Consider the following 16,656-nt stretch of genomic DNA (forward strand, 5'->3'; position numbering starts at 1 on the left):
CGGGCAAGCGGGAGAAGAGGAGGCGAGGGAATGGGCGCCATCATCTGGATCAACGGAGCGTTCGGCTCCGGCAAGACGCAGACCGCCTGGGAGCTGCATCGGCGGCTGCCGGGCTCGTTCGTGTTCGACCCGGAGAACGCCGGGTACTACATCCGCGAGAACCTGCCGGCGGAGCTGGAGGCTTCTTTTCCATGAGCGGGCTCTTCCCGAGCGGATGCCGGTCTTGGCTGCCAAGGGAACAACCGCCGCCGAGAGCGGTTGAACCAGGAAAGAAACGAAGCCGAATCGGCTTGCGGTTCGTACCCAGTTCCATGGAAACGAAACGAGGGAAAGAGGAGGAGAACCGATGAAGAAACGCGGACGCTGGATTTGGCTCGCCGTGACGCTGGCGCTGCTGGTCGCGATCGGAGGCTGCACCGCCTGGTATTTCAGCACGGAGAACGGCTCCAGGCAGCTGAAGACCTGGAAGTCGAACAATGCCGGAGGACTGGAGCGGACCGTCAAGGTGTACGACCAGAACGGAAATCTGCTACAGCAGTATGAGGGACGCATCGACATCCAGGACACGGAGTACGGCAACAAGGTGCTGTTCGACCTGAACGGCAAGCGCATCGTGATCTACAACGCCACCGTCATCGTCGAGGAAAAATAACCGGTCCCCGCCGCGCGCGGCCAGGTTTCCCCTTACTTCGACACGGGGGCTGGGTTACACTGGGTATGCCTGTACCGGCCTATGGTCCGGCTCCGTCCGCACCGGCGTCCGACAACAGCTGACCCGGCCCGACAGACGCCAGCCGACGCCAGCTTCGTTCGAAGAAGGAGGAAGCCGATGGAAACGCTTGCCGCCTCGCTGTTCTTTCTCATCTACGCGCTCGTCGCCGGAGTGCTGGTGTACCGGCTGCGCAAGGGCACGTTCCGCCGCCTGCGCAAGGAAAACGCCGGACTCGTCGCGCTCGTGCTGCTCCAGCTGCTTCTCCTGAACGGCACGGCCGCGCTCAAAACGGTGCTCGGAGCGGCGATGGCGGCGCTGTTCGCGGTCGGCTGGCTGCTGGCGGACAAGGCCCGGCAGCGCGGACAGCCGTGACGATTGCCCAGGAAATATTCCCCTGAACGGGGAACAAGCTGTGAACTTGCCGGACTACGGAAGGAAAACCGCTGCCCCTGTCGAATGATATTACCAGGCAATACCGCCTGGCCGCGAACAGGGCGCGCCCGCGCCCGGCCGGCCGTGGCCGGCCACAACCGCTCTCCCGAGCCGAGAGACGAGGAGGAACCGAAACATGAAGGTACATTTTCAGGTAGGCAACGACAACGGCAACAGCGAGCATGATCTGTTCGTCGACGGCAAGATGATCCGCCAGCCGAACGTATGCTGCCGGGTGGACAAGCTTCCGTGGAGCGACGAGCTGCCGCCGGAGAGCTTCATCCGCAACCTGCAGGACCAGCTGATCGTCACGATCGATTCCCCGGCGGCGCGCCCGGGCATGTACTATATCGGCAAGTTCGCCCTGATGAGCGGCGAGCTGCTGGAGAATCTGCAGATCGGCATCGACAACAAGGCCGACATGGATCTGCCCATCATCAACACGCTTGCGCAGGTCGCGGCGGTAGCCGTGCAGCGCGCCTACGACGAGGCCAAAGGCGTGCCGAGCGAGCCGATCGAGGTGACGGTCGACATGGCGACGGCGCTGCCGGTCACGCAGCATACCGACGAGAACGCGGCGAAGTTCGAAGCCAAGTTCACCGAGGGCACGCACCGAGTCACCGTCCACCTCAACAAGATGCGCGTGCCGGTAAGCATCGTCTTCGACTACGTCAAGGCGATTCCGGAAGCGACTCCGGTCGTATTCGCCCTGCAAAAGGACCGCGAGGGCGCTTGGCGCTCGGGCGACATTTTCGCTGAGTTCGTCGAAGCGTACGAGCTGGGGTCCAAGTTCAATGGCTCGTACTTCAAGGACAAGCGCGTGCTGCATACGGACATCGGCGACGGATCGACGGAATATCCGATCACCGAGGGCAACAAGTTCCTGCGCCAGTTCGTGCACGGCAGCCATCACGGCGCCGGCTACGCGATCGAGGAAGCGCTTGACGACTTCAACCGGCTCGTGCATCTGCCGGACAGCCCGCGCCAGTTTTTCAGCGACGTCATCAAAAACCCGCAGCATAAATACCATAGCCGCGCGATCCAGACGCTGCGCCGTCCGCTCGAGGGACAAGCCCGCCATATCGTGCAGAACCTCCGCAAGCAGCTGACCAAGGCGCGTAACGAGATCGACGTCATCTGCGTGTACGGCGGGGGCAGCGTGCTCATGAAGCCGATCCTGCAGCCGATGCTCCAGGAGCTGTGCGAGGAGCGCGAGATCAAGCTGCTCTACATTCCGGCCGAGCATGCGGTGACGATGAACGCCGAGGGCCTCGATGCCTTCGTGCGCGGCAAGATCTTCGAGGCGCTCAAGGCCAAGGGCCCGAAGCAGCCGGCCTGAGGCCGGCACAGAACGACAGCAGGCGAAGGCGCACAGGGGGTGAGGCCGGGTGAAGAAGATCAAGCAGCCCGGAGAGAATATCAGCCTGAAGACGAAGAAGAACGAGTCGCCCGAGGTGATGGACTGGATCAACGGCCAGTCGAACCTGATGGACTCGATCCGTTATCTGGTTGAAAATGAGATCCGCGCGAACGGCGTGCGGAATCTGCAATTGTTCATTCCGGCCGAGAGGGGCATCCTCGTGGCCGGAACGGCGGGCGGCGGCGCGGCCTATGCCGCCTCCGCAGGCTTGACGGCGCCGACGGAGCTTGCTGCCGCGGCCGGCGAAGCGTCGGCGGCCGCGGGCGAGGCGGCTGCGGCCGCTGAGGTTGAGATCGAGCAAAATCGCTACGCTGACGCTGAAGAAGAAGGCGAGGAAGGCGGCATCGCTGACGCCGCTAGTGCCGGCGGCATTGGCGAGGAAGGCGACGTCGCTGACGCCGCTAGTGCCGGCGTCGATCTTGAGGGAGACGATATCGACGATGACGATATCGACAGTTGGATGTAGCAGCCGCGCGGTTTTTGCGCATCCGGCTGTGCTCCGACCAGGAGCCGGCTTTGCCGGCTCGCCTATGGTTTTAGCGCATGGAACCGCTCGAGCGGTTCCATGCGCTTTTTTTACGCCTAATCCGACAAGGCCCGCATGATGTTGGATTTCGCCTCTGCCGCAATCGCTTCATTCCCGTCATCGACCGCTTGCATCAAGATCAGGATGGGGATGTATACCGCGATCAGCCGCGCCAGCAGCTTCGTTTCCTCGTCCGCTCCTCCGTACGTCTCGAAAAACGCGCCGCGAGCGCAAGGCGGCAAAAAGCTATAAGCAACGCTCAAATCGCAAGCCGGATGGCCTACGTTCAGATCGCCCCAATCAATGATGCCGGAAACGATCCCGTTCTCATTCACAAGCATATTTTTGAAATGAAGATCGCCATGCAGCAGCACATTCACCGACTCGACACGGTCCTTTTGCAGCCTGCCCATATACGCTTCGATCGCATCGGACTCCTCCGGCGACAAGTGTTCAACCACCTTCGATAGAAATCCCGTCATTTGCACTTTGCGCGACGCGATGTCCGTCAAGTTTCGATGATCTTGCCGAGCTCCGCCCTTCAGCGCCGCCTGCACGGGAAACTCATGCAATCTGCGCAAAAATTTCGCCAGCTTTTCTACCGATAAAGCCCGGCGTTCTTCCGTCAAGCCGATGGGGAAATCTCCTGGCACGTAGGCATAGCCAAGAAATGGCGCCGGGTATTCGTCACTTGCTTCGCCGTAAAACAACGGTTTCGGATAGGGGATGGTCATATAGGGCTCCAGCTTCGGCAGCAGCTTCCCTTCTATACGAATCGTGCCGATTGCAAATGTTCTTCTTGGAAACCGGAACACGTACTCATCCCCGATGAGAAAAACCGTATTGTCCCAGCCCCAGCCCAAACGCTTCACTTGCTTCGATGACAGCTGAGGAAATTGTCTGCCGATCAGCGTCCGCGCCTGCTCCTCGTCGATCTCCCACTCCGCATCCCATAAATTCGTTCCTCCCATGAATAGTCCGCCTCCTCGTTCCTTATGTTATTTAGATGTCTACATTCCCTAAAAGTTACGCATGACGGCCCGTTAGCTTAACAAGCGGCCCCGAGCCGTGTCCGCGCCGGCAACCGCCTCGCGCAAATCTGCCGCCCGCCGCGAAATGGCGCCATTTTTCCGGATGGCGTCTGCGGGGGCGCATAAAACGCTTGCGGCCTGTAAATTCTGTCGAGGGAATCCTCATTTTTCTTTTGCAGTTCCGTCGTTTAAGTTGTAAACTTACGTGTAGAAGTTCCGGGCCGTTTACGGGCCGACAACGCAAAGACCGGGAAAGCGACCGACCCTCGTCGTTCGCGGCCGGGTGCAGCAGGTCAGCGGGTACGGGCAAGATTTTGCGCCTTGTTTTGTGAAATTTGGTACAAAGCCGTCCCGGCCCGCGAGCCTGCCGATCCCGCAGCGAAGCGAATTGCCTCCCCGACCGGCCGTCCAGCGGCCGCATGGGGGCGGAACCGCATTTCCAGAGTAAAGGAGGAAGTATTTCCATGTCCGACAACCAAACCACTCCAGCGGTGGCGACGCAAGAGCCGGCCGCCGCGCAGCAGCGCGACATTCTTGACCAGCTCATGAAGCCGGAAGTGCAGCAGTCCCTTACGGTGCTCGTCGACAATCTTCCGAAGCTGGCCGAAATCGTGACCCTCATGACCAGCTCCTATGACGTGGCCAAGTCCCTCGCTACCGACAAGGTGCTGCTGAGCGACTTCGGCGGCGGCCTGGGCGAAATGGTCAAGCCGATCGTCGACAAGACGAAAACGGTCGCTCAAGCAGCGATCGAGGCAGGCGACCATGCGGCCAACGAGTCCAACACGGTCGGCCTGTTCGGCATGCTGCGCATGCTCAAGGATCCGAACGTGCAGCGCACGCTGCGCTTCACGCAGGCGTTCCTCGAAGCGCTCGGCGAAAAGGAAAAGCAGAAGAACTAGAACGAATCCCGTCCTCCCGCGCGGAGGCCGATAGAACGTGAACGGAGGATGAACATGGCCAAGCATATTCTTATCCTGGGCGGCGGCTACGGCGGACTTCTCGCTGCCACGACGGCGCGCAAGCATTTTACGCCGGAGCAAGCCCAGATTACGGTCGTCAACCGCATCAATGCGCATCAAATCATCACCGAGCTGCACCGTCTGGCCGTCGGCAACCTGTCCGAGGGCAACGTCGCGCTGCCGCTCGACAAGCTGCTGCGTGGCAAGGACATCGACCTGAAGATCGGCGAAGTGACCGAGATCAAGCCGGACGAGAAAACCGTCAAGCTCGGCACGGGCACGACGCTGTCGTATGACGCGCTCGTCATCGCCCTCGGCACCGAAACGGCCTTCTTCGGCATCCCGGGCCTGCAGGAGCACAGCTTCACTCTCAAGTCCGTCGCCGATGCCAACAAGCTGAAGGCGCATGTCGAGGCTTCCGTGGCGAAATACAAGCAGTCCGGCGACAAGGCCGACCTGACCTTTGTCGTCGGCGGCGGCGGCCTGACGGGCATCGAGCTCGTCGGCGAGTTCGCCGACATGCTGCCGGGCCTCGTGAAGCAGCACGGCATCAGCTACGATGACGTGTCCCTGTACTGCGTCGAAGCCGCTCCGACGATCCTCCCGGGCTTCCCGGCCGAGCTGGTCGAGCGCGCGACGACTTCTCTCGAGAAGCGCGGCGTCGTCTTCAAGACGGGCCTGCCGATCACCGAGATGAAAGGCAAGACCGTTTCCCTGAAGGACGGCAGCACGATCGAGTCGAGCACGGTCATCTGGACCGGCGGCGTGCAAGGCACCGCTGTCGTGGCGAACTCGGGCATCGAGGTCAACCGCGGCCGCGCGACGGTGACGGAAGGACTGCAGTCGACGTCCCACCCGGATGTCTTCATCGCCGGCGACAGCGCCGTCGTCATGGGTCCGGAAGGCCGTCCGTTCCCTCCGACGGCTCAGCTGGCCTGGCAGATGGGCGAGCTCATCGGCTACAACCTGCATGCCTACTTCAACGGCTATCCGCTCGATACGTTCCAGCCGGTATTTTCCGGTACGCTGGGCTCGCTCGGCCGCAAGGACGCGATCGGCACGATCGGCGGCAACCAGACTCGTTTGAAGGGCCTGCCGGCTACGCTGATGAAGGAAGCCTCCAACATCCGCTACCTGTCGCATATCAACGGCCTGTTCTCCCTGGCTTACTAAGCGATTCGGCAAGCAGCCGCGCGGCAAGGAATTCCGATTCCTTCCGCGCGGCTTTTTCGTTCTCAGAGCCTTGTCCGAGGCGGGCGCGGCTCTTTGCCGGGCTGCGATTCGTTTATCGCTTTCCCGTTCCGGGTAAGAAGAACCAGATGCCGCAAGGCCACCCTTACCGAAAAGGAGCGATCAGACATGGCAGATGGACTGAGCGATAAAGTAAAAGGCGCCGTCAACAAAGCAAAGGGCGAGGTCAAGGATCAATGGGGCAACGCGACGGACAATCCTCGCCTGCAGGCGGAAGGCAAGATCGACAAGGCGAAGGGCGAGGTGCAGGAGAAGATCGGCGAGCTGAAAGACCGTAGCTAGTAAGGCGCGTATCGCGCGCCGCCAGTAAGGCGCGGACCGCGCGCCGCCAGTAAGGCGCGGTCCGGCAGAGCGCCGCCAGTAAGGCGCGGTCCGGCAGAGCGCCGCCAGTAAGGCGCGGTCCGGCAGAGCGCCCGCCTGAACCGCCGCCGCTCGACTCGGCAAGTCATTCCCGATCCCACCCGATAAGCTTCCCTGCTGCGCAAGCAGCGCGGCGGAGCTTGTCTTTTTTGTTCCGCTGCAAGCGGAGCTGCGCTCGGCTTGCGGCGTCATGCCGCCGCCTGGCTGCCTGGCTGCTTGGCTGCTTGGCTGCCTGCTGTCGGCCTGAGCGGCGCCATTTGGAGCGGGCGAGCCGTTCGTTCGGGAGGAAGAGGCGATTTTCCGCCCTGCGTTTGAAATGAGGGTTTTGAAGCGGGATATTCCGCATTATTGTTTGGTGGACCTCTACAAATGTTCGGTTTATTAGCAACCTCTCCCTCTTTTTTGACTCTTTCTTGACCAAAAAAGCCCAATCGGACGGATTTATCCGTTCGATTTCGTCGTTCTTCGCTATTTTATGCGGATTTCCTTTGATAAGGGCCATTTTTCGCACGGCGCCCGAGCCTTCGGCGTCCGCTAATGCGGTGCCTGCCCGCTGCTCCTCGGCATGCTTCGTCGCATCGAGCACGGTTGAATCGCGCCGGCTGAACGTCTGAATTCGGCGGCTGGCCGCACCCGGCCGCTCGTCCAACCGCCAACCCGGATCGTGCGGACCTGTCCTTCCTTCGTTGAGAATTGCTGCGCCGCGTATTCTATTTCGCCTAACCGGTTCGCGCGCCGCTCCATGTTTAGCGCCATTCCATTCCGCTTGCTGTCGCTTTCCCTTCCGGCTGCTTGCCGCGCCTCGCAGCGAGCCGCAATCCAACCAAACCGAAATAAGCCTCCCCATTACGGCAAGTCGGCTTTATTGACGCATGTTTCTGATCATAAAATTGTACATATCAAACCCGTTTTATTCGTGGGAACGGAAGGGGTTTTAATTGGATAAGTTTAAAATGATCAAAAAAAGAACGCCCCTAGGGGCGTTCTTTTGGCTGAGTGCGATCGCTGCTGCGAAGAAGCGGGTTCGGAAAGATCTAGTACAGGAAAGCGCGGCTGATGATGACCAGCAGAATGAAGAGAACCAGAATGGCGCCCGTGCTGGAGTAGCCGAAACCGCCATAGCCGCAACCTGGACCGACGCCTGCTCCTCCGACGGCTCCGCCGCCTACACCGTAAGACATGTGCAAATCCCCTTTCAAGTTGGATGGATTATTTCAAGTTGAATCGGTTTACGATTTCTCGATCGAGCCGGCAGGATGCCGCTCGCGGGAGTCCGCGATCCGCTCTTCGAGCGGGCTCCTTCTGTGCGAACTAGTAGAGGAACGCCCGGCTGATGATTACCAGCAGAATGAACAGAACGAGAATCGCTCCCGTGTTCGTCCAGAGACCGCCGTAACCGACTCCGCCACAGCCTGCTCCGACTCCACCTACACCGCCAACGCCGTATGACATTTGTCAAATCCCCTTTCGCTTGAGATAAGACATCATACGCATGGGACGGCCGGGATGTTTGGGCAGGGAGGGCATTCGCGCATAAATGGGCATAAGCCGAGATGGCCGGCTGCAAGGGCGGAAAAAGCACGGAGAGGCATGGGGGAGGGCGGCCGTTCGGCCGTCCTCTCTCATGGCTGTTCCGTTGTCTCCGCCGGGGGCTGCGCAGCAGCCGGCGGGACGGCTGGCGTTCGTTTCAACCTACACGAAGAAAACGCCGGAAATGACGACCAGCAAAATGAACAGGACGAGGATGATGCTGGTCGAGGAAGGACCGCGCGAAGCCGAGGCGACTCCGACGCCTTCGACAAACTCGGACATGGGGCAATTCTCCTTTTCTCGTAAGTTACCTCAGCATATGCGAGATTCGCCGGGACGTTCGGACAGGGCGGACAAATGTGCGGTTGCCGCCACGCTCTTGGTGGCGTGCGGTCCGGATCGCTGCCGCCGCTGCAAGAGCGGACGGCCCGCGTCACTGCCGCCGCTGCAAGAGCGGACGGCCCGCGTCACTGCCGCTGCTGCAAGAGCGGACGGCCCGCGGCGCTGCCGCCGCTGCGAGGCGGAAAGGAGCGCATGCAAAATCCCCCGCGGCGGCTGCCGCGGGGGAACTTCGCTTCAAGTTGGATCAAGCCGCGATTTTGTCAGGTAGTACTAGCAGAGAAATGCGCGGCTGATAATGACCAGCAGGATGAAGAGAACCAGAATGGCTCCGATGCTCGAGTAGCCCCAGCCGCCGACGCAGCCCGCGCCGACACCACCAACACCGCCAACTCCATAAGACATGGTGTCAATCCCCTTTCTTGTGGTATGCGACATCATACGAAGCGGGAGGGCAGGGCGATTGGGCCTTCGGTACAAATGTGCAGGAGCGCAATTCCAGCCATCGCCCATTCGGGTCAAGCCAGACCGGCATAGGAGCCTGGCCGAGGCGCCGAGGCCGCATCCCGGCGTTCCGGAAAAGCGGCGCCGCCGCCTGCTCGAGCGAGCTTCGGCGCCGTCGGGGAGCCGGCTTCCTAAAGCGTGGCGGACGCGGACCGCATATCGGGAGCGCCTCCCCGCATACACTGTAGTCCGCGAAGGACAAGGGGGGGACGGAGCATGGATATTTTCCGGGAAATAATTCAGGAGTCGCATGAGCAGGTCATGCTGTGCCACGATGCGCCAAGCGGGCTGAAGGCGATCGTCGTCCTGCACGATACGCGGTCCGGCCCGGCGCTCGGCGGCTGCCGGATGAAGCGCTACGGCTCCGAGGAGGAGGCGCTGCGGGATGCGATGAGGTTGGCGAAGGGCATGACCTATAAAAACGCAGCCTACCGGCTCCCGTACGGCGGAGGAAAGGCTGTCGTCTGGCAGGACGATGGAGATCCGTGGAAGGCGGGAGAGACGGACGAGGCCGCGCGCACGCGGCTTTTTCAAGCGCTCGGCACTCAGATCGAGCGTCTTGGCGGACGTTATGTCGCCGGCCTCGATCTCGGCACGACGATCCGCGACATGGATGCGATCCGGACGCGGACGAAGCATGTGACCGATACGACCGGCACGATCATGGCCACCGACGAATTCACGGCGGAAATGACCGCGTACGGCGTCTACCTGGCGATGCGCGCCGCAGTGAAGAGGGAGATGAACCTGCCGACGCTGCATGACCTGAAGGTGCTCGTGCAGGGGCTCGGCAAGGTCGGCCGCCGGTTATGCCGCTATTTGTACGAGGATGGCGCGCGGCTCCTCGTCTCCGATCTGAATCCAAAAGCCGAAGCGGAGGCGATCCGGCTTTTCGGGGCGAAAAGGGTCAGGACCGAGCACGTCGCCGGCACGGCCTGCGACATTTATGCGCCGTGCGCGGCAGGCGGCGTGCTGGACGACCGGACGATCCCCCGGCTGAAATGCCGGATGGTCGTCGGCGCGGCCAACAACCAGCTGCTGATGGAGCGGCACGGCGAGCTGCTGCACGAGCGCGGCATCCTGTATGCGCCGGACTTCATCGTAAATGCCGGAGGCATCATCATCACGGCCGGCGAGCTGCAGGGGCTCGGCAAGGCGCGGCTGAAGCGAAACGTGGAGGCCGTCGGGCAGACGCTGCTCGACGTGCTCGATCTGGCCGAAGAGCGCGGCATTCCGGCATCGGAGGCCGCCCTGCGGCTCGCGGAAGAGCGGCTCTCGGGCGGGTGACGGCAAGAAAAAAGCCTCCTCCACCGCAGAGTGCGAGTGGAGAGAGGCTTTTGGAGCTTCCGTTCCGGTAACGCCATGCAAAAAGGCTTCGCCCGGCCGGCGCCGGTCCCGTAAGGCTCGGCGTGCCACAGCGGCTCAGCCGCCGAGGCCGCGAGCCATCGCCGCGATCAGCCGTCCCGTCCGGTCGAGGCCGTACTCCCAGAACATGAGGCCGCCGAGACCGCGCTCGGCGATGTAGGCGCACTTGGCTGCGATGGACTGCTCGTCGTCATAGGAGATGAACGTCTGCCCGTCGAACAGGTACGGCGCCTGGGCATCCTCGTCCCAGTAGCGCTCGAAGCCGTTCTTTCCGATATACGCCTCGTCGAGCTCGGTGAAGTCGGGTCCGTATCCGCCTGTCGTGGCCGCCATCTGATGCAGGCCCTGCTGCCGGTCCGGCACCCCGCGCCAGAGACGGGAATAGAACGCCGCTCCGAGCACGAGCTTCTCTCGCGGCACGCCGGCGGCCTCGAACAGCCTGGCCGAAGCGTCGGCGCTGATGCGGAACAGGTCGCCCGGCGGCGTGAACAGGTTCGTGTGATGGCCGGTCAGCACCTGGAAGCCGCCGCGCATGTCGTAGGTCATGAGCTGGATGAAATCCAGCAAAGGATGGACCTCGCCCATGTCCGTGCCGTCCAGGTAGTATTGGTCCGCTCCGGCGGCGATCGTAAGCAGGTACGTCCGCCCGTCCGCCCGGCTCTTGGCGTCGAGCGCCTCGCGCAGCTCCCGCAGCAGCAGCGTGAACGTCCGCTTGTCGTCCCGATGGCCTGCGATGCCGGCGACGCTGTAGCTCGGGTACTCCCAGTCGAGGTCGATGCCGTCCAGCGGCAGCTGCTCGAGCGCTTGCAGGGCGGAGGCGGCCATGCGGGCGCGGCCTTCGGCCGTGGAGGCGGCTTCGGAGAACCCTCCGGCGCTCCAGCCGCCGACGGAGAGCAGAAGCTTGAGCTGCGGGTAGGAGGAACGGATTCGGAGCAGCGCGTCGACGTGGCGCAGATGCGAAGTCTGGATCGCGTCCTCCCGCACATGGGCGAAGGCCAGGTTGAGATGCGTCAGCTGCGCCAGATCGCGGTCCGTCAGCAGCGGCAGATGATGGTCGTTCACATATCCCGCGCGGATATAGCTTCTTGTCATGCCCCGCACTCCTCCCACAGCCGCCGCATGTTGTCCATCGCGATGCGCGATGCCGCCCGGCATTCCTCCATGCCCTCGAACTCCACCGTAATGTAGCCGTCGTAGCCGGAAGCGCGGATGAGGCGGATCAGCTTGCGGATCGGCAGGTCGCCGTGGCCGACGATCGCGCCGCGCAGATACTTGCCGTGCGAGCTGCGGAACCAGACGCCGCCGCCGGGGTTCTCGTCCTCGGGACGGACGTAGAAGTCCTTGAAGTGCACGAAGGAGGCATAGGGCAGGTTGTTCATGACGCCGACGACCGGGTCCTCGTCGACGCACAGGAAGTTGCCGACATCGAGCGTCGTGCGGAAGTTCGGCCGGCCGACGGCTCGCAGGATGCGCTGCACCCGGTCGCTCGCCTGGGCGCTGAAGCCGTGGTTCTCGATCGTCGTCGTGATGCCGAGCGGAGCGGCATAGTCGGCGATGCGCCGGGAGCCCTCGACCATCTCCTCGAAGCGGTCGTCGAACCAGCCGATGCCCATCTGCTCCGCCGGAATCGTGAACGCGGTCACGTCATGCCGCATGTGGCGCACGCCGAGTCGGGCGCACAGGTCGACATGCCGCTGCACGCGCCGCACCTCCTCCTCGAACGCCTCCGGCGTCTCCTGCGCGAAGTTGGCCGGCAGGCAGTAGTTGGACAGCTCGATGCCGCGCGCCGCGGCCTTCTCCCGCACGGCGTCCGCCAGCTTTGGATCGTCCACGAGCGTGTACCCGTACGGCACCATTTCCATATGCTCGCCTCCGTTGTCCGCGATCCAGTCGATCGCGTCCAGCACGGTCATTTCTCCCGCCTTGATCGCGTTCAGCAGGCTGTACGTGCTCAGTCCCAGCTTCATCTCATTGGCCTCCTTCTTGGGCTCCGGTCAGTCGAAAAACGAGCGCGAGCGGATTCGGCTCCGAGCGCAGGCGCTCGGGCACCGTCAGCGTCCAGCCCGCGCCGCTGCGCTCCAGCGGCGCGGGAAGCGGATCGCCGGCAGGGCCGGCGAGAGCCTCGGCCGAGACGAAGCCGCTCGGCCCCAAGGCGTCGGCGGCCGGCCCAAAGCCGTCCCGCGCCGAGGCGTGCGCCCCGACCGGCGCTCGGTCCGTCGCGGACGAGCGGCCCGCAGCCGGGCCGCAGCCGATGCCGCCCGGCAGCTCCGGCAGCTCCAGTCGCTCCCCGACCGCCTCTCCCTCGGCATAAAGGCGGATCGCATAAACGAAGCCCTGCTTCGCGGTGAAGAACCAGCTGCCGTCCCCGTAAGGCGCGATCGGACGCGTGCCGTAGATCGCCTCGCCGTTCGAGCGAAGCCACGCGCCGAGCCCGTTCATGCGCTCGATCGCCGTGCGCGGCAGCCTGCCGTCGGGCTGCGGGGCGACGTTGAGCGCCAGGTTGCCGCCTTTGGCGACGATCTCGACGAGCAGATGCACGAGCTCGCGCACGCTTTTGTACTCGTCCTCGTAACGGAAGCTGAACGCCGTGCCCATCGTGATGCAGCTTTCCCAAGGAATGAACATCGGGCGCTCCGGCAGCGTCTGCTCCGGCGTCACGACGTTCTCGTACGGTCCGCCGATCGTGCGGTCCGCCGACAGCAGCCAAGGCTGCCGCAGCCGCGCCCGCTCGACGGCCTCGCCGAGCCGGATGTCCTGGCCGCTGCGCGGGCCGACCCAGCCGGCGTCCAGCCACAGCATGTCGATCCGGCCGTAATGCGTGAGCAGCTCGTCGAGCTGCTCATGCGTGTAGGAGACGAACTTTTCCCACAGCGAGGGATGCTCGGCCGGATCGTAGGACGGCCCGCGGCTCGTGCGCTCGCGCGGCATGTCGGGCGACCAGTAGTACGGCGTATGCCAGTCCGCCTTGGAGAAGTAGGCGCTGATCGCCAGCCCGCGGGCGCGGAAGGCGTCGAACAGCGCGCGGCAGACATCGGCGTAGGGATGCGTATGGAAGGGCGTGTCGCGGCCGGTGACGGAGTAGCCGGTCGTCTTGGTGTCCCACATGCAGAAGCCGTCGTGATGCTTGGTCGTGAAGTTCAAGTAGCGGAAGCCGTTGTCGGCGGCAAGCTCCGCCCACCGCTCCGGCTGGAAGCGGAGCGGGTTGAACGTGCGGTTCAGCCCCGCGACCTCGCGCTTGATGCGCGCCGGATCGTCGGTCCAATCGACGCTTTCGCGGGACCATTCGGCGTCGACGTCGTCCAGCGCCCACGACTCGACGATGCCGAGCTGGGAGTAGGGCCCCCAGTGCATCATCAGGCCGAGCTTCTGGTCGCGGAACCATTCCAGCCGCTCGCGCAGCAGCGGTTCGTCCGGCCAGACATAGTCCTCCTCGCGGCTGTAGTTGTGGACGCCCTCCTGGACGTCTCCGTCCTCCAGGGCCTCAAGCGGGAGGCCGGCTGGAAGCGGCTCCGAGGGCTCGGATGCCGCGCCCGAGCGGGCGCTCGGATCGATTCCGAGGGTCAGGCTCGCTTCGGAAGGTCGGTCGTTCATAGGAATTCCTCCTTCGGTTCATTCGGATCGGCAGGACGGAAAGAGCGTTCAAATCGGCTTGCGGCTCTGTTATGATGAAACGGCAACCCTAGTTTGGTTCAGTTAGGCTGTTAGGTCAATTCAGGGCGAAAAGGGAGAGGCCGGCGAAAAAGGCAACCTGCATCCGGGAGGGCGGACCGTACTCATGAGCTACCTGAAATCGCGTTTGTTTCTGAACTATGCTTTGTCCTATCTGCTCATCCTGCTCGTGCCGCTGCTGCTGTTCGCGGGAGCCATCTCGCAGAGCGCGACGGGCAACCTGCAGCGCGAGGTGGAGCGGGCCCACTACAATCAGCTCGTGCAGGCTCGCCATACTGTGGACTCGAGGATGCGCGAGCTCTCGATGATCGCCACCCGCATCGCCTACGATACCCGGCTGACCAACTACCGGACCCATGACCCCTATTACGGCAGCGAGGCGATCCAGGCGCTGGACCAGTACATGGCGACGAGCGCCATGATCGGCGAGCTGTTCTTGTATTTCCATGGCGACGACCGGATCTTCTCGTCGAAAGGCATGTCCGGAATGGACGTCTTCCACGAGCGCTACGCCTTTCACAACTGGCCGTCCCGCACGGTGGAGACGGATCTCGACGAGGCGAAGTTCCCGGCCATGCGGCCGGCGGATCTCGTTCAGCGCACCGCCGGCCTCCAGCAGTCGATGCTCGCCTATATGGTGCCGATCACGCCCGGCAGCCCTAATCCGCATGCCACCGTGCTGTACCTCATCGAGGAGTCTCAGCTCGGCGGCCTGATCGCCTCGATCCTCGGCAGCTACCAAGGCTCGACCTTCGTATTCGACGACAAGGGCCAGGTGCTGACGGCGACGCGGCGGGGAGAGTCGCTCGGCCCGGACGACATCCGCCGCCTGTTCCGCCAGCCCGAAGGGACGCACAGCCTCGAGCTGAACGGCACGAAGCACTCCGTCGTCTCGGTCAAGTCGGAGCAGAACGGCTGGACCTATGTGACGGCGGTGCCGAGCAGCCAGTTCTTCTCGAGCGTCGTCGAGCTGCGCAACATTCTCGTGCTGCTGCTCGGCGCGGTCGCGGCGGGCGGGGCGGGCCTCGCGCTGATCATGGCGCGGCGCCACTACGGCCCGATCTCCGATCTGGCCGCCTATGCCAGCTCCAGCGCCCGGCAGCCCGGCGCGGCCAAGGCGGCGGACGAGCTGGGCCGGATCCGCAGCGTGCTGCAGTATTCGACCCGCATGGCGGATCTGCAGGAGCCGTATGCGCGCAATCATTTTCTCCTCATGCTGCTCAAACACGGCGGCTCCGGCAGCGTCGCGCCCGAGCTGCTGCAAGCGCTTCAGCTCGGATTCGACCGGGAGCGCTATGCGGTGCTCGTCGCCGGCTGGGAGGAGGAGCAGCCGGAGGCGGGCTCCGTCTACGGAAGGCTGCGCAGCCTCTCCATCCCGGAAGCGGATGCGGCCGTCTACGGCGTGGAGCTGCCGGAGCCGCGGCGCATGGCGTTCATCGTCGGCATGAAGGGGCCGGACGGAGAGCGGTCCGATCCGCTCGGCATTGTGCTGGGGAAGCTGCGGCCGCTGCTCGAGGACGCAGGCGCGATCCGGCCGACGATCGGCGCGGGCCGGCTGTACGAGGGGCCGGGGCCGCTCAGCCAGTCGTACATCGAGGCGCTGTCCGCGTTCGAGTCGGCCCAGGCCGCCGGAGCGGGGACGGCGCAGCGATTTGATCTCATTCCCGAGCTGCGGGAGGAGGCGAGCTGGCTGCCGGCCGGCCCGCTGCTCAAGCTGGCGCAGGCGCTCAAGCAAGGCAGCTACGAGGTGGCCGCGGCGACGATTGCCGAATGCGTGGCCGCCATCCGCGCCAGCGTCGCCTCCGCTCCGCTGCTGCGGGCGATGGGCTACGAGGTGCAGGGCACGATGCTGCGCTCTGCGCCCGAGCTCGGCCCGCTGGCTCGCCAGCTGCCTCCGCCGTCGGCTTTCCGCTCGCCGGACGCGCTGGAGCAGGCGCTGCTCGGCCTCGCCGCGCAGATCTGCTCGCAGGCGGAATCCCGCTCGCTCACGGAGGAGCGCTCGCTGATGGACCGCGCCGTGCAGCACATCCATGAGCGCTATGCCGACCATTCGCTCAGCCTCGAGTCGGTCGCCGACGAGCACGGCATCTCGCCGTCGCACTTCAGCCGCTCCTTCAAGGAGAAGACGGGCCTCAACTTCACCGCCTACGTCTGGCAGCTGCGGATCGACGAGGTCAAGCGCCAGCTCGACGCTACGGCCGATCCGCTCAAGGACATCATCCAGCGGGTCGGGTACCTCGATACGCCGAACTTCATCCGCAAGTTCAAGAAGGAGACCGGCATGACGCCGGGCCAATACCGCAAGCGCGGCGAGCCGGGAGGCGGCGCCGGCGCGGAGTAGCCCGCTCGGGCGAGCGCGTCGGCGGGCTGGCGGAACAAGGGAAGAAGTTCCCTTGTCGGAGCGCCTTGCGAGTGGGCGGCCATGGAGCCCGGCAAAAACAAGCAAGCCCGGACGAACGAAGCAGGAGCAGCCGCTGCTTGGTCCCTCCGGGCTTGTTTGCGTCCCGAGTCGCTTTTCTAACGAAACAGAGCGGCGCTATTTTGCTGAAAATCGC

17 protein-coding genes and 1 pseudogene are annotated in these 16,656 nt (G+C 63.7%); 10 read left to right on the top strand and 8 right to left on the bottom strand.

What is annotated here, in order from left to right:
- Positions 1-30 precede the first annotated feature (30 nt).
- From H582_RS30975 to H582_RS32880, 5 genes and pseudogenes are all read left to right on the top strand, one after another.
- Positions 31-177 (top strand): annotated as a pseudogene (locus H582_RS30975) (tunicamycin resistance protein); the annotation flags it as partial.
- 169 nt (positions 178-346) lie between these two features.
- On the top strand, positions 347-652 hold the full coding sequence (locus H582_RS0113005; protein WP_028598867.1) for a hypothetical protein: 306 nt from the start codon (positions 347-349) through the stop codon (positions 650-652).
- A 177-nt stretch (positions 653-829) separates the two neighbouring features.
- Positions 830-1,084, top strand: a complete 255-nt coding sequence (locus tag H582_RS0113010) for a hypothetical protein (RefSeq protein ID WP_028598868.1) — start codon at positions 830-832, stop codon at positions 1,082-1,084.
- Positions 1,085-1,280: 196 nt separating this feature from the next.
- Positions 1,281-2,483 carry a ParM/StbA family protein gene (locus H582_RS0113015; RefSeq protein WP_028598869.1) on the top strand — a complete coding sequence of 401 codons (1,203 nt, stop codon included), beginning with the start codon at positions 1,281-1,283 and terminating at the stop codon, positions 2,481-2,483.
- 49 nt (positions 2,484-2,532) lie between these two features.
- The gene (locus H582_RS32880; protein ID WP_228551756.1) at positions 2,533-3,030 is read left to right on the top strand and encodes a hypothetical protein; all 498 of its coding nucleotides are present in this window, start codon (positions 2,533-2,535) and stop codon (positions 3,028-3,030) included.
- A 116-nt stretch (positions 3,031-3,146) separates the two neighbouring features.
- On the opposite strand, the gene H582_RS0113025 is transcribed toward H582_RS32880, so the two are convergent.
- Positions 3,147-4,061 (bottom strand): phosphotransferase, encoded by a 915-nt coding sequence (locus H582_RS0113025; RefSeq protein WP_028598870.1) that lies wholly within the window; start codon positions 4,059-4,061, stop codon positions 3,147-3,149.
- Positions 4,062-4,585: 524 nt separating this feature from the next.
- Here H582_RS0113025 and H582_RS0113030 point away from each other — a divergent pair.
- From H582_RS0113030 to H582_RS30985, 3 genes are all read left to right on the top strand, one after another.
- Positions 4,586-5,023, top strand: coding sequence for a DUF1641 domain-containing protein (locus H582_RS0113030; protein WP_028598871.1), 438 nt, complete (start codon positions 4,586-4,588; stop codon positions 5,021-5,023).
- Positions 5,024-5,077: 54 nt separating this feature from the next.
- Positions 5,078-6,256: an NAD(P)/FAD-dependent oxidoreductase gene (locus tag H582_RS0113035; protein WP_028598872.1), complete on the top strand. Its 1,179-nt coding sequence runs from the start codon at positions 5,078-5,080 to the stop codon at positions 6,254-6,256.
- A gap of 186 nt (positions 6,257-6,442) precedes the next feature.
- Entirely contained in the window at positions 6,443-6,616 is a 174-nt protein-coding gene (locus tag H582_RS30985) for a CsbD family protein (RefSeq protein WP_084137222.1), read from the top strand.
- 163 nt (positions 6,617-6,779) lie between these two features.
- Here the strand turns inward: H582_RS30985 and H582_RS0113045 are convergent, their stop codons facing one another.
- The 4 genes from H582_RS0113045 to H582_RS30990 all read right to left on the bottom strand — a co-directional run bounded on the left by H582_RS0113045 (position 6,780) and on the right by H582_RS30990 (position 8,968).
- Positions 6,780-7,343 (bottom strand): hypothetical protein, encoded by a 564-nt coding sequence (locus H582_RS0113045; protein ID WP_028598873.1) that lies wholly within the window; start codon positions 7,341-7,343, stop codon positions 6,780-6,782.
- A gap of 385 nt (positions 7,344-7,728) precedes the next feature.
- The gene (locus tag H582_RS32405; protein WP_164820184.1) at positions 7,729-7,875 is read right to left on the bottom strand and encodes a hypothetical protein; all 147 of its coding nucleotides are present in this window, start codon (positions 7,873-7,875) and stop codon (positions 7,729-7,731) included.
- A gap of 511 nt (positions 7,876-8,386) precedes the next feature.
- On the bottom strand, positions 8,387-8,506 hold the full coding sequence (locus H582_RS32600; RefSeq protein ID WP_194843469.1) for a sporulation protein YjcZ: 120 nt from the start codon (positions 8,504-8,506) through the stop codon (positions 8,387-8,389).
- A gap of 330 nt (positions 8,507-8,836) precedes the next feature.
- On the bottom strand, positions 8,837-8,968 hold the full coding sequence (locus H582_RS30990) for a sporulation protein YjcZ (protein ID WP_084137223.1): 132 nt from the start codon (positions 8,966-8,968) through the stop codon (positions 8,837-8,839).
- Positions 8,969-9,283: 315 nt separating this feature from the next.
- Here H582_RS30990 and H582_RS0113070 point away from each other — a divergent pair, with 315 nt between their 5' ends.
- Entirely contained in the window at positions 9,284-10,354 is a 1,071-nt protein-coding gene (locus H582_RS0113070) for a Glu/Leu/Phe/Val dehydrogenase dimerization domain-containing protein (RefSeq protein WP_028598874.1), read from the top strand.
- Positions 10,355-10,489: 135 nt separating this feature from the next.
- On the opposite strand, the gene H582_RS0113075 is transcribed toward H582_RS0113070, so the two are convergent.
- The 3 genes from H582_RS0113075 to H582_RS0113085 are packed head-to-tail and all read right to left on the bottom strand — an operon-like array spanning position 10,490 to position 14,023.
- Positions 10,490-11,524, bottom strand: a complete 1,035-nt coding sequence (locus H582_RS0113075; RefSeq protein ID WP_028598875.1) for a glycoside hydrolase family 18 protein — start codon at positions 11,522-11,524, stop codon at positions 10,490-10,492.
- Positions 11,521-12,399, bottom strand: coding sequence for a sugar phosphate isomerase/epimerase family protein (locus tag H582_RS0113080; protein WP_028598876.1), 879 nt, complete (start codon positions 12,397-12,399; stop codon positions 11,521-11,523). Before H582_RS0113080 ends, H582_RS0113075 begins: the two co-directional genes overlap by 4 nt.
- Before the next feature lies 1 nt (position 12,400).
- On the bottom strand, positions 12,401-14,023 hold the full coding sequence (locus H582_RS0113085; protein ID WP_084137225.1) for an alpha-L-fucosidase: 1,623 nt from the start codon (positions 14,021-14,023) through the stop codon (positions 12,401-12,403).
- 184 nt (positions 14,024-14,207) lie between these two features.
- Between H582_RS0113085 and H582_RS27440 the strand changes: the two genes are divergently transcribed.
- Positions 14,208-16,442 (top strand): AraC family transcriptional regulator, encoded by a 2,235-nt coding sequence (locus H582_RS27440; RefSeq protein WP_052333220.1) that lies wholly within the window; start codon positions 14,208-14,210, stop codon positions 16,440-16,442.
- Positions 16,443-16,656 lie beyond the last annotated feature (214 nt).

Origin of the sequence: Paenibacillus pasadenensis DSM 19293 (assembly GCF_000422485.1) — a bacterium.
Taxonomy (GTDB): Bacteria; Bacillota; Bacilli; order Paenibacillales; family Paenibacillaceae; genus Paenibacillus_O; species Paenibacillus_O pasadenensis.